The sequence below is a fragment of the Oliverpabstia intestinalis genome (genome assembly GCF_009696065.1).
Classification (GTDB): Bacteria; Bacillota; Clostridia; order Lachnospirales; family Lachnospiraceae; genus Oliverpabstia; species Oliverpabstia intestinalis.
In genome coordinates, this window is the sequence record NZ_VUMS01000006.1 from 97,550 (window position 1) to 110,600 (window position 13,051).

Consider the following 13,051-nt stretch of genomic DNA (forward strand, 5'->3'; position numbering starts at 1 on the left):
AATCATTTTCTGTTTTTAAAGGAGGTATTACTTCTATGTTTATTCCAATTGATTATGAACAATGGGATCGGAAAGAAATCTACGATGCCTTTCACGGATATTTGTACTGTATGACTGTAGAACTGGATATCACGGAGTTTCTCAAAAAAATTCACGAAAATCACTGGAAATTCTATCCATCCATGTGCTACTGCATCGCCAAAACCGTAAATGGACATCAGGATTATCGCTATGCCAAAATCAACGGCCAGGTAGGTTACTTCGATCAGGTCAACCCGCATTACACTCTGCTTCGCACAAATTCCAACCATCTCTTCACCCATCAGTGGACTGATTATAGCGAGGATTTTGCTGCATTCCATAAACAATTTCTGGAAGATAAAGCCCTTGGGGAAGCCTGCGAAACTCTGTACTATCCAAAAGAAGATGACCTGAACAACGTACATATTTCCATTATGCCCAACACCACTTATACGGCACTGAGTTACTCCAAACCAGATTCTTTCACCCACTACAACACTCCTACCGTCAGTTACGTCCCCTTCGTCATGATTGGAAAATATCATGAAGTTGACGGCCGGGTAAAAATCCCGATCACTACCGAATTCCACCACGCCGTCAACGACGGCTACCACGCAGAACAATTCTTCCACCTGCTGGAAGACTGCTGCAGAGAATTCTGATGAACAAAACATTCTGTAAACTCTATTTTGCATGGGCAACGAACCAAAACCATGCTTGCACAACACTTTAATATCTGCCGAGAAAACGAGATAAAATCCATGAAACAGACCTTATCTTGTTTACTTTAGACTAAAAGTGCTGTACAAATATGATACTATACAGAACTCCCGGTAATCGAAGTCAAATTTGAGTCTGTCTCCTAATACCACCGGGAGTTCTATAGCTTATTCCATATCTGTACAATTTTCTTCACTTACTTATCTTTTCCTGCCGTCACTAACCACCAGAAAGCCCACGCTTGCCAGGTAAGGACAGACAGCCTTATGCTGGCGCCCTTAGCCAAGATGAGATCCAGTCCTTAGAAGAACTTGACAGTGAGCGGCTCTCCGCGAACTGGCACATAGTTCTTCTTAGGACTTAGCTCAGCTTGGCGTTGCCAGCGGTTGTCTGCCCTTACCTGGCAAGCGTGGGCTTTCGTCCGTTGCATGACGAGTAGTTTTTCGTTCCTACCCTTCATGCACCATTGCCAAATAAATCATAGCCACCCCGATCAGCAAAATCAAAACTCCCATCACTGTCCGCAAAGTCTTACTGATCTTTTCATACTTCGGATCATACATCCATCTCTCCACAACACTGTAACTCGTTCCCGCCGTAACCAGTAAAACACTGTGCCCAATCGCAAACATTACCATCAGGAAAATCCCCCAGACCGTCTTCCCGGCCTGAGCCGCCATCGCAAGCAACGCGATCATCACCGGTGTAGAACAATGAGAAGCCACCGCTCCACTCACCATTCCCGCAAGCAGCGCACCAAGATACCCTTTTTTTGTTACTTTTGGACCGCAGTGGCATTGTCCGTCCCCCTCCTGACAATCCACCGGATGATGATGTTCTTCTTCATGGTGATGGTGATGATCATGGCATTCACAGCCATGTTCCCTGTGGCCTTCTCCTGTTCCGTGATCATGTGGATGATTCGGTAAAATTCTTATCACACCCCAGATCTGCAATGCCATCAGTACCATGATTGCCCCAAGGATACCGTACCACCAGGCTCCTATCTCATGAAGATAATGTCCCAGCACAGATGCCAGTGAACCAAAGATCAAAAACGTCAGTGCAAGACCGCCCGCCATGGTCAGGGACAGGCGAAATGCCTTTTTTGTATCATTTTTTGCTGATCCGCCAATATAGGCAATGACCATCGGAACACTGGATAACGAGCATGGGGTAAAAGAAGTCACAAGACCTCCCAGCAGTGCCAGAACCGGTGCCAGCCAAATATACTGCTGAATTAAATTTGCTAATGTATTTAAACAATGTGTCATAATTACTCCTCTTTTCTTTTGATTTTCATGTATCTGTGCATTCCCTTTCCGTCAGGATACCAGAGTACGGAACCATTACGTTTGAACATATGAACGTTTCTTCATTTCCCCGAAAACGCAGACAAGGAGCCTGCCCGACTTCACGGGCAGTGCTCCTTGTCTCATAAAGCTGTTTCGATAAATAAAACCGCTCTTATTATTATTTAATTATCTTCTTCCTGCATCAGATAAACCTGACGTTTTCTTGCCATCTCATCACTTGCCAGATATTCATCATAGGTTGTAATTTTATCGATCATAGATCCGTTTGGCATGATTTCCATAATACGGTTTGCTGTTGTCTGCACGAACTGATGATCATGGGATGCAAATAACAGAACTCCCGGAAACTTGATCAGCCCGTTGTTCAATGCAGTGATGGATTCCATATCCAGGTGGTTGGTCGGTTCATCCAGAATCAGGATGTTCGCACCGGAAATCATCATCTTAGATAATAGGCAGCGTACTTTCTCACCTCCGGAAAGTACTTTCACTTTCTTCACACCATCCTCACCGGCAAATAGCATTCTTCCAAGAAATCCACGTACATAAGTGGCATCCTTGATCTCAGAATACTGCGTCAGCCAGTCTGCGATCGTCAGATCATTATCAAAATCTTTTGTATTGTCCTTCGGGAAATATGCCTGGGAAGTTGTTACACCCCATTTGTAATTACCGGAATCCGGTTCCATCTCACCCATCAGGATCTTGAACAAAACAGTTTTTGCCTGCTCATTGCCACCAACCAATGCAACTTTGTCTTCTCTTCCCAGTGTAAAGGAAATATTGTCCAGAATCTTCACGCCGTCAATGGTCTTAGAAAGATTTTCTACCATCAACACCTCATTACCGATCTCACGGTTCGGACGGAAATCAATATATGGATATTTTCTGCTGGAAGGCCGGATCTCATCCAGCTGAATCTTTTCCAGGGCTTTCTTACGGGAAGTCGCCTGTTTTGATTTGGAAGCATTTGCACTGAACCGGGAGATGAACTCCTGCAGTTCTTTGATCTTTTCTTCTTTCTTCTTGTTTGCTTCCTTCATCTGTTTTACCAGCAACTGACTGGACTCAAACCAGAAATCGTAGTTACCTGCATACAGCTGAATCTTACCATAATCAATATCAGCAGTATGAGTACACACTTTATTCAGGAAATAACGGTCGTGGGACACCACAATAACCGTGTTTTCAAAGTTAATCAAAAACTCTTCAAGCCATGCGATCGCATCCAGGTCCAAATGGTTTGTCGGCTCATCAAGCAACAGGATATCCGGATTACCGAACAGCGCCTGTGCAAGCAGAACTTTCACTTTTTCAGAACCATTCAGGTCTGCCATCTGTGCATAATGCAGCTCGGTCGGAATTCCAAGACCATTTAACAGCTGCTCGGCATCGGATTCTGCATTCCAACCATCCATCTCTGCAAATTCTGCTTCCAGTTCACTGGCACGGATACCATCTTCTTCGGTAAAGTCTTCTTTTGCATAAATTTGTTCTTTTTCTTTCATAATTTCATACAGACGGGCATTTCCCATAATTACGGTATCCAGCACCTGATACGCATCATATTTGAAATGATCCTGCTGCAGGAAAGAAAGTCTCTGTCCTGGTGTGATAGTGATATCACCATTCGTAGTTTCTAACTGTCCGGAGAGAATCTTCAGAAAGGTAGACTTTCCGGCACCATTGGCACCAATCAGTCCATAACAGTTTCCTTCAGTGAATTTAATATTTACATCTTCAAATAAAGCTTTTTTTCCAATTCGCAATGTTACATTATTTGCTGCAATCATATTCGTTTCCTTTCCTCTATGAAAGTTTCTGGTTGCTCATATACGAAGCCGGAGATCTTTACAGACCACCGGCTTTCCATATAATCCTATACTATTTTACAGGAAATCTCCAGATTTGCAAGAGGAAATTTCATCAAATGTGTTTTTTCTCTTGTTTTCGTTCTTCTTCCATTCCGTAATCAAACATCTTCATCGAAAGATGTTTTCCGATCAGCAGCAAATTGGAAATAACTGTCTCAATATCACTGTCTTCCTGTACTCCGAGACGATTACATAATGACACTTTTGCCTGATACACTTCTTCGTAAAGTTCACTGCAGTAAGACCCTTTGGCGAATTCATCTACTACCTGGTCTTTCCACAGATCTTTTACTTCATCCAGGACCAGACTTCCGTTCATCAGGTCGAAAATCAGATTTTTCTTTTCTTCACTTTCGTATCTCACATACGCATCCTTTCCTGTACGCCATCTTTGTCACGTACATATTTTTATTTTTTGTAACATCCACACATTGTTTTTTAACGTGCTCTGTGCTTCATGCTTTTATTATAGATGGCGGATATTTTTTTAGCAACGTACTTTCTTTGAAAATCCAAAGATTCGTTCCTGATTTTCTGACAGGTTTCGACAGATTTTTCTCTTTAGAACGGCGTTCCTTCAAGATCATATGGCGTACACTGATATACATAGTAATTTAACCAGTTGGTATACAGATTATTTGCATGTGCTCTCCACAGAAGTCTCGGGCGAAGCTCCGGATCATTCCCCGGGTAATAATTAGCCGGAATTTCAATTTCCAGTCCTTTACCTTTATCTCTCTTATATTCTCCGTCCAGTGTCACCCGGTCATATTCCGGATGTCCCATAACAAAAATCTGACGTCCACCCATTGCCATACATAGAAAAACTCCTGCTTCTCTGGATTCTGCCAGTACGGTCAGCGCTTTACAATTGTGAATATCTTCTGCTGAAACTTCTGTATGACGGGAATGGGGTGCCAGAAACAGATCATCAAAACCACGCACCAGGGGAATCTTTCTGTTCTGCACTTCATGCCAGAACAGACCGAACATTTTCTTTGACAGATGACGTTTTTTCAGTCCGTAGTGGTAATACAGTCCCGCCTGCGCGCCCCAGCAAAGATGAATAGTGGATGTCACATGACTTTTGCTCCACTCCATGATCTCTGTCAGTTCTTCCCAATAATCCACTTCTTCAAACTCCATCTGTTCTACCGGTGCTCCGGTAATGATCATACCGTCAAATTTCTGTTCTTTCACCTGTTCAAAGCTTATATAAAACTTATTCAAATGGCTTCGGGAAGTATTCTTTGCTTCATGACTCGCCACTGCCATAAAGGTCACATCAATCTGCAACGGTGTGTTGGACAGAGATCGGAGCAGCTGAAGTTCTGTCTCTTCCTTTAATGGCATCAGATTCAGAATCAGGATCTGAATCGGACGAATATCCTGGTGCATCGCACGGGTATCATCCATGACAAATATATTTTCCTGTTCCAGAATCTCTTTTACCGGTAAATCGCTTTGTATCTTAATCGGCATTGTTACACATCTCCTGTCTACTTTTTAATTTACATCAACGGGGCAATCAGTCGAAGTACTCTTCCCGTCAATTTCGTAATAAATTTCTCATTTTTCCAGTCTTCCATGCTGATTTCCCGACAGTCTTTCAACGTCTCCTGAAAATCTGCCTCCACATCTGCAATCTGTGGTACCTGGTACAAATATACTGCACATTCAAAATGCAGAAACAGACTCCGGTAATCCAGATTGATAGTTCCCACTACCCCTTTACAGTCATCTGAAGTGAAAGATTTTGCATGGACAAAACCAGGTTTATACTGATAAATCTTCACACCTGCCCGCAAAAGTTCAGGATAGTAAGTCTTTGCCAGTGCAAACGCATACGCTTTATCCGGAATCCCCGGCATAATAATCTTTACATCCACACCACGTTTTGCCGCATATGTAAGTGCCGTGAGCATCTCATGATCCAGAATCAGATATGGCGTCATAATATGCACATAATCTTTTGCACTGTTCAGAATATCCATATAGACAAGCTCGCCCACATTCTCATGATCCAGCGGACTGTCACCGTAAGGAATCACATAGCCTTCCCCTTCCGTCATGCCATAACAATAAGATGCATCCAGATATTTTTCATAATCCTCCTGCGGTTCATCTACGTTCCATATTTCCAGAAACATCAGAGTAAAGTTTCTTACCGCCTCTCCCTGAACCATAATCGCAGTATCTTTCCAGGTTCCAAACCTTTCCAGTTCTCCGATATATTCGTCTGCAAGATTAACACCACCGGTAAAAGCTGTCTTTCCATCAATCACTACAATTTTTCTGTGGTCACGGTTATTCTGCACCGTAGATAGTGCCGGTTTGATGGGATTGAATATCTTACATCTGATTCCGTATTCCTCCAGTTTTTTCGGATAATTATACGGGAGCAGTGAAATACTACAGGTACCGTCATACATAAACCGGACTTCCACGCCCTCCTGTACCTTCTTTTTCAAAATCTCCAGCACAGTGTTCCACATTTTTCCTTCCGCAACAATGAAGTACTCCATGAAAATGAATTTCTCCGCTTTATTCAGTTCTTCAATTAATGCTTCGAATTTGTCTTTCCCCCATGGGTAATATGTCGTATGATAATTTTTATACGTCGGAAAACCACCTTTTTCTGTCACATATCTGGATAAATTGGCAACCCGTTTATCTATCTTTTCCAGTTCTTCAAAAACATCAGGATCTTGCAAAACATATTTTCGCATCTGCTGTTCCACATTTTGAAGACGATGATTCAGCCACACTGTTCCCGCCTGAAATTCCACAAACAGATACAGCAGCATACCGAAAACCGGAAAGAATGTAATCGGAACCATCCACGCCAGCTTAAACGCCGGATTTCCCGGTCGATTGATAATCAGTATCGCTGTCAGCGCGGAGAGCAGGACAAACAGCCAGTAAGCATAAATTATATGCTGTTGCAGTCTGCTGAACACAATAAAAAGAATCCCCAGCTGCAAAAGCAGTAACAGAAGGATGATTCCGGTTCGCCCAAACAGAATCCGGCCAATGCCACTCTTTCCTTTTTTTACTATTGTCTTTCCCGTTTTCGATTCCCGAATTCTCTGAATTTTTCCCATTATATGCACCTGATTCTTTCTGTTCCACCATGGTATCTTCTGTCTTTTTTTCATATTTTCTTTCGTTCTTTTCTCCATTGTTACTGTACATTCTACTCAATCTGCCTCTGAAAGTCAATGCAGCGAACTTATACTCCCTCTTCTATCATCTTGAGAAACATCTCTTCCGAAATGATTGGAATTCCCAGTTCTTTTGCTTTTCGATTTTTTGAAGAGGCCGACCGGGTATCATTATTGATCAGATATGAAGTCTTCGAAGTCACGCTTCCCGTTACTTTTCCGCCCCTCTTCTCAATCTCCTCTTTCACTTCTTTTCGATTGGCAAAATGTTCCACACTTCCGGTGATCACAAAATTCATGTTCTCAAAAATCTGCGTTTCTAGCTGCTTTGGTGCCGATTCGATTTCGAGATGCGACAGCAGATGATCTAGTTTTTCCTGTGTTCCTTCTTTTTTAAAGTAGTTCACAAAACTCTTTGCTATAACAGGGCCAATACCGTCAATCGCCGCCAGTTCTTCTTCCGATGCATAACGAATCTTTTCCATATCATAATTCAGTTCTTTGCAGATCATCTTTGCATTGGCAAGACCGATATTGGGAATACCCAGTGCATATAGCACCCTTGGAAGTTCTGTCTTTTTCGCCCGTTTCAGACTTTCTATCAGATTTTCATATGATTTTTCTCCAAATCCCTCCATCCGGATGATCTCATCTTTATGTTTGCCGATTTCAAAAATATCCCCAAAATTCTTGATAAAGCCTCTGGCAATGAATTTCTCCAGTGTTGCCTCCGACAGGCCATCGATATTCATCGCATCCCGACTGACAAATAATGTAAACCCTTTAATTGCCTTTGCCGGACATTCCGGATTCCTGCAATATAAGGCTTCCACATCATTCACCTTTTCGATCACAGTTTTTCCTCCGCATGCCGGGCAGGTGGAAGGAATATCTTTTACACCGCTTTTCGTGAGATTTTCGCCAATCTGTGGAATGATCATATTGGCTTTGTAAACTCTGATCCGGTCACCAATGCCAAGTTCCAGTTTTCGCATAATGCTGATATTATGCACACTTGCCCGACTCACTGTAGATCCTTCCAGCTCCACCGGCGTGAAAATTGCCACCGGATTGATCAGACCGGTTCTAGACGGGCTCCATTCGATTTGCTCAAGTGTAGTCTCCACCATCTCATCTGCCCATTTAAACGCAAAAGCATTCCGTGGAAATTTGGCTGTTCTTCCCAGGGACTCACCATAGGCAATATCATCATACAGCGCCACCAGTCCATCCGATGGAAAATCGTTTTGTTCAATCCGTGTTGCAAAATATTCCATCGCATCATCCAGTTCAGCTCCTGTCACCACACGATACTCCACCACTTCAAACCCCTGATCTTTCAACCATTCCATCTGTTTTTGTCTGGAATTTTCAAAATCTACTCCATCTGCTTTTACCAACGAAAATGCATAAAAACGTACATGCCGTTTTGCTGTGATCTCATTGTTTAACTGGCGTACCGAACCGCTGCATAAATTTCTTGGATTCTTATATTTTGCATCCACATCCTCAATTTGACTGTTGATTTTTTCAAACTCAGAATATGTTATAATTGCCTCTCCGCGAAGAGTCAGTTCTCCCTGATATGGAATCTTTAACGGAATATTATCAAATACCCGTACATTATTGGTGATCACCTCACCAACTACTCCATTCCCACGTGTTACTGCTTTTTGCAATTTTCCCTGATAATAAGTGAGAACCACCGTCAGGCCATCCATTTTCCAGGAGAGCAATGTTTTGTGATCCCCTATGAATCCTCGTAACACTTCCCTGTCTTTTGTTTTATCCAGAGAAAGCATCGGACTTTCATGTGCCTCTTTCGGCAGTTCATCCACCGCCTCATATCCCACTGTAGTCGTAGCACTTCCTGCCAGGACCATCTGTGTCTCTTCTTCCAGTTTTACCAGTTCATCATACAGTGCATCATATTCCAGATTGCTCATGATTTCCCTGTCCTCAGCATAATATGCGCGGGATGCTTCTTTCAGTATTCCCGACAGTTCTTTCATCCGTCGGATCGCCTGTTGTCTTTTTTCTGCGTTCATATGCCACCTCTTCTTTCTCTCTGTTTTTCATTTCGTTCTTTCACGGACAAAGAACTGGAATCAGACAACAGGGCATCCAGTTCTTTTCGTTCTTCTCCCTCGATGTTCCTCCAGGTTCCTTCCTTTAAACTTCCCAGTCGAATATTCATGATCCTGACTCTTTGCAGAGTCATCACCCGATATCCCAGTGTCTCACACATCCGCCGAATCTGCCGGTTTAATCCCTGTGTCAAAATGATCCGGAAACTTTTTTCTCCTGTTTTTTCCACTTTACAGGGACGGGTCACTGTATCAAGAATCGCCACTCCGCGACTCATTTTTCTGCAGAATTCCTCCGTTACCGGTTTATTTACCGATACCAGATATTCTTTTTCATGATAATTGCCGGCACGCATGATCTTGTTAACCAGTTCTCCGTCATTCGTCAGCAGTAACAGCCCGGTAGAATCTTTATCCAGTCTTCCCACCGGATAGATTCGTTTCGGATACTTCATGTAATCCACAATATTATTTCTTTCTCTCTTCTCCGCAGTACAGACAATCCCCGCAGGTTTATTCATCGCCAGAAGAACTTTTTTCTCTTCTTTTTTAATCGGTTTTCCATCCAGGCATACCTCGCTGTCCGGTGCAACTTTCATTCCCATTCCGGCAATTTCTCCGTTCACTGTTATTCTTTTTTCTTCTATCCAGCGATCTGCCTGTCTCCTGGAACAGATTCCTGCATCACTCAAATATTTATTCAGCCGAATACTTTCCATTCTTTTACTCCTCCGGTGTTCGGGTTCTTTTTCCCTGTAAAGCAAAAGGCTGTTACTTTAACCTTTTCAGAATAGCTTCTGAAATCGATCAAGGCAACAGTCCTTTTTCTCCTGTCTACTGGAACATATCGCCCCTTACATAGCCAGTTTGTCCTTCAAATTCAATTTTAATCCAATCTCCATCCTCACCGGTCTTGGTCACAGTCTGTCCACCCACCAGTTTGCCGATGGATTCTGCATCCTGCGATGGTTCTTTTCTGATATTGCAATTGGATTTTACGGTAATCTGCGCCCCTTCTGCTGCTTCCATGGCCGCAGATCCTTCCACTCCAAGCTCTGACAGATATTTTGACAAAGCTTCATCAGAAGCCAGTTTTTCATCATAAGATGCCTGTGTACTGTTCAGCAGTTCCTGTACCTTGGCATCTTCAAGCTGTTCACTGATATATGCAAGCTGTTCCTTGTTCGGATCTGCCACAATATACAAACTTCCATCTTCTTTTGTATCCACATATAGATAACTGATTCCTGGCAGAAGTGTATCATAACCCACATACTTATGATCATAAGCTGCAAATACCACATAACTGGTATCTGTCATGCCTTTTTTTGTATATACCTGTACGTTACTGTATCCTTCAATATACTGAGAATTCGTGATCGCACTTTCATCTGACGGATCCAGTTCATCCACCAGTTCTTTTAAACTCTGCACGTCTTTGCCTGTCAGTGCTGCATAATATTTTTCTATCAGTGCATTGACCTGCGGATAGGCATTCAGTTCCAGCTCTCCTGCTGCCGGTGTTGTTTCCGGTTCCGCGGTTGTTGCCGGTGTTTCTTCTGCTTCCTGCGTCGGAGTCGGTGTTTCTGTCTCCTGCTGTGTCTCCTGTTTCGGTTCGGTTGTTTTCTGATTTCCAAATTTTGAGGAAATAAAACGAACACCGAAAAATAAAATCAATACCACTGCCAGAATGCCAAATCCCAACATGAAATATCTAAGATTATCTGACAGCCATTCTCTGAAATCATCCATATCGTATGCCTCCTTATGATTGGGTACGATCCTGATTTTTCTTCCGTTCTTCTGGAAAAATGTAAAAAGAAACGCATCTGGAGGGATTCGAACCCCCGACACATGGTACCGGAAACCATTGCTCTATCCCCTGAGCTACAGATGCGTATCCGTGAGACTTTTACCTTACTCACATTTATAAATAATAACACATCTGCTCTCGTTTGTAAAGAGTCTTGTTCGCTAAAACTGTTACTGTTCACTCCGTTCCCAGTAACCTAAAACTTATCCGTCATCTGCTGCTTTCACAAATGAACTCTTTTATCTTCCGCACTGTAAAAATACGCCTGATCCGACAGAACCTCCTTCGGATCGACCTGACTTTCATTGATTTCCGTTACAATTTCTGTCAGTGCTTCCTGATACATTCCTTCCTCCTCAGGGATCAGAATACATTCATGAATACTGCTTGGCAACACATAGAATCGCTCTCCCAGAAGTTCTTCAGCCTGTTTTAACACGCCCGGATATAAGAATGTTCCTGCTCCCAGTGACCGTTCTTTATTAGTCAAAACATACATTTGCTTTTCTTTTCCCTGTACCAGACCCAGCAGACCCTTCATATTAATAAATTCTGCCGGCAGTTTTAGATATGTATATCGTTTTGCATTTTCGATCAGTTCTTCCTGCGTAATTTTCCATGCGTTCAGATGAGCATACTCTATCAGAATGGTTGCCTGCATTGTCTCATCTTTCTGGATCCGATAATAAAATACCATCGCCAGATCCAGGATTCGCTTATGCGGGACTTTTTTTAACAGTTCCCGGTTTCTCTCGTAATTAATCAGTTTAAAACAGATGTTTTCTTTGATTTCCTGATAATTTTGAAAAAAATCCGTTTCCACATCCATCTGAGGTTTGCAATGTTCAAATTGCCACATCACTTTCCGAACCAGCTGTTCTAGCGGAACTCCTTTTTCCCAGTAAGAAAAATAATCTTCCATATAAAAGATCGAAGCAACCCGGGCATTCTCACTTTTTAATACAAGACCTTCCATAACGACCCCGTTATTTTTGTTGATTTTTTCGGTGGTAATACTCACCCCCTCTTCCATAACTTCTTTCATTCGTTCTAAAAATTCACATCGAAATTCCTGATAATTCAAATTGTTCTCCTTTGATTTTTATGAATTTCAGATGTTCATATGGGGAAAATGTGACGAAACATCACTGAAATAGAAATGTAAATTACTTTTATATCATACATGTTTTCTCTTAAAAATGCAAGCAATTTCTTGTATCTGTCTGCATTGTTACCATCAACAATTATTGTTCACCGGTAATATCCTGTGATGTGTTTTTTGTGAGCAAAGGCCACAGAAACCCCGAGACATACCGCATACTCTAAACTGATCCACTGCCAATTGCTGCTATGCAATGCTTCAAAAACAAAGCCCCGGAAAATCCTGTATTTTCCGGGGCTTTACGATCTGTTATCAATTTCGACTGTTAAATCTTATACTCTGGACAGATATTCACCTGTTCTGGTATCGATTTTGATTTTATCTCCCTGATTTACAAACAGAGGTACGTTTACCTGTGCGCCTGTTTCAACAGTTGCAGGTTTTGTAGCACCCTGAGCGGTATCACCTTTGAATCCAGGTTCTGTTTCAGTGATCTCCAGTTCTACAAACAGAGGCGGCTCGATAGCGAATACACTTCCGTTATAAGAACATACTTTAACAGTTTCGTTCTCTTTTACAAATTTCAGAGAATCGCCAACAGTATCTTTATCAACTGCCATCTGATCATAAGTTTCCATATTCATAAAGTTGAACAGATCCCCATCTGCATACAGATACTGCATATCTACTCTGTCGATACGAGCCTGTGGGAATTTTTCAGTAGGTCTGAAAGTTTTTTCTACCACACCACCGTTGATGACATTTTTTAATTTTGTTCTTACAAAAGCTGCACCTTTACCAGGTTTTACATGCTGAAACTCGAGAATCTGAACAACGTTTCCATCGATTTCCAATGTTACACCGTTTCTGAAATCTCCTGCTGAAATCATATGATATTCCTCCTTATAACTCACAATACCCGGTGATTTCCGGGTATCTGCCTTCTTAATATAT

Annotated in this window: 11 protein-coding genes and 1 tRNA gene; 1 reads left to right on the top strand and 11 read right to left on the bottom strand. The window is 42.2% G+C overall.

The genetic code is table 11. The annotated features are described in order from the left end of the window. Nucleotides 1-35 precede the first annotated feature (35 nt). Nucleotides 36-683, top strand: a complete 648-nt coding sequence (locus tag FYJ57_RS04365; protein ID WP_154431670.1) for a CatA-like O-acetyltransferase — start codon at nucleotides 36-38, stop codon at nucleotides 681-683. Nucleotides 684-1,190: 507 nt separating this feature from the next. Here the strand turns inward: FYJ57_RS04365 and FYJ57_RS04370 are convergent. The 11 genes from FYJ57_RS04370 to efp form a co-directional block, all read right to left on the bottom strand. Next, nucleotides 1,191-2,015 (bottom strand): cytochrome c biogenesis CcdA family protein, encoded by an 825-nt coding sequence (locus FYJ57_RS04370; protein WP_154431671.1) that lies wholly within the window; start codon nucleotides 2,013-2,015, stop codon nucleotides 1,191-1,193. Between the two features lie 203 nt (nucleotides 2,016-2,218). Then, entirely contained in the window at nucleotides 2,219-3,850 is a 1,632-nt protein-coding gene (locus tag FYJ57_RS04375) for an ABC-F family ATP-binding cassette domain-containing protein (RefSeq protein ID WP_117524315.1), read from the bottom strand. A gap of 133 nt (nucleotides 3,851-3,983) precedes the next feature. Further along, entirely contained in the window at nucleotides 3,984-4,295 is a 312-nt protein-coding gene (locus FYJ57_RS04380) for a hypothetical protein (RefSeq protein WP_227338198.1), read from the bottom strand. Between the two features lie 197 nt (nucleotides 4,296-4,492). Beyond that, nucleotides 4,493-5,413 carry a homoserine O-acetyltransferase MetA gene (gene metA / locus FYJ57_RS04385; protein WP_154431672.1) on the bottom strand — a complete coding sequence of 307 codons (921 nt, stop codon included), beginning with the start codon at nucleotides 5,411-5,413 and terminating at the stop codon, nucleotides 4,493-4,495. A 29-nt stretch (nucleotides 5,414-5,442) separates the two neighbouring features. After that, nucleotides 5,443-7,035 (bottom strand): cardiolipin synthase, encoded by a 1,593-nt coding sequence (gene cls / locus FYJ57_RS04390; RefSeq protein WP_154431692.1) that lies wholly within the window; start codon nucleotides 7,033-7,035, stop codon nucleotides 5,443-5,445. Between the two features lie 128 nt (nucleotides 7,036-7,163). Continuing rightward, on the bottom strand, nucleotides 7,164-9,143 hold the full coding sequence (gene ligA, locus FYJ57_RS04395; protein ID WP_235904393.1) for an NAD-dependent DNA ligase LigA: 1,980 nt from the start codon (nucleotides 9,141-9,143) through the stop codon (nucleotides 7,164-7,166). Next, nucleotides 9,140-9,901: a 23S rRNA pseudouridine(2604) synthase RluF gene (rluF, locus tag FYJ57_RS04400; protein WP_154431673.1), complete on the bottom strand. Its 762-nt coding sequence runs from the start codon at nucleotides 9,899-9,901 to the stop codon at nucleotides 9,140-9,142. The genes ligA and rluF overlap by 4 nt, the downstream gene beginning before the upstream one ends. Nucleotides 9,902-10,016: 115 nt before the next feature. Further along, the gene (locus FYJ57_RS04405) at nucleotides 10,017-10,934 is read right to left on the bottom strand and encodes an SH3 domain-containing protein (protein ID WP_154431674.1); all 918 of its coding nucleotides are present in this window, start codon (nucleotides 10,932-10,934) and stop codon (nucleotides 10,017-10,019) included. Nucleotides 10,935-11,006: 72 nt separating this feature from the next. After that, nucleotides 11,007-11,079, bottom strand: a tRNA-Arg gene (locus FYJ57_RS04410). A 139-nt stretch (nucleotides 11,080-11,218) separates the two neighbouring features. Then, entirely contained in the window at nucleotides 11,219-12,079 is an 861-nt protein-coding gene (locus tag FYJ57_RS04415) for a DUF5688 family protein (RefSeq protein ID WP_154431675.1), read from the bottom strand. Between the two features lie 350 nt (nucleotides 12,080-12,429). Next, the gene (gene efp / locus FYJ57_RS04420) at nucleotides 12,430-12,987 is read right to left on the bottom strand and encodes an elongation factor P (RefSeq protein ID WP_022172588.1); all 558 of its coding nucleotides are present in this window, start codon (nucleotides 12,985-12,987) and stop codon (nucleotides 12,430-12,432) included. Nucleotides 12,988-13,051 lie beyond the last annotated feature (64 nt).

Coding starts and splice junctions, on each gene's coding strand:
- FYJ57_RS04375 (WP_117524315.1), bottom strand. CDS start 3,850: ATGATTGCAGCAAATAATGTAACATTGCGAATTGGAAAAAAAGCTTTA.
- FYJ57_RS04370 (WP_154431671.1), bottom strand. CDS start 2,015: ATGACACATTGTTTAAATACATTAGCAAATTTAATTCAGCAGTATATT.
- cls (WP_154431692.1), bottom strand. CDS start 7,035: ATGGGAAAAATTCAGAGAATTCGGGAATCGAAAACGGGAAAGACAATA.
- ligA (WP_235904393.1), bottom strand. CDS start 9,143: ATGAACGCAGAAAAAAGACAACAGGCGATCCGACGGATGAAAGAACTG.
- efp (WP_022172588.1), bottom strand. CDS start 12,987: ATGATTTCAGCAGGAGATTTCAGAAACGGTGTAACATTGGAAATCGAT.
- metA (WP_154431672.1), bottom strand. CDS start 5,413: ATGCCGATTAAGATACAAAGCGATTTACCGGTAAAAGAGATTCTGGAA.
- FYJ57_RS04365 (WP_154431670.1), top strand. CDS start 36: ATGTTTATTCCAATTGATTATGAACAATGGGATCGGAAAGAAATCTAC.
- rluF (WP_154431673.1), bottom strand. CDS start 9,901: ATGGAAAGTATTCGGCTGAATAAATATTTGAGTGATGCAGGAATCTGT.
- FYJ57_RS04405 (WP_154431674.1), bottom strand. CDS start 10,934: ATGGATGATTTCAGAGAATGGCTGTCAGATAATCTTAGATATTTCATG.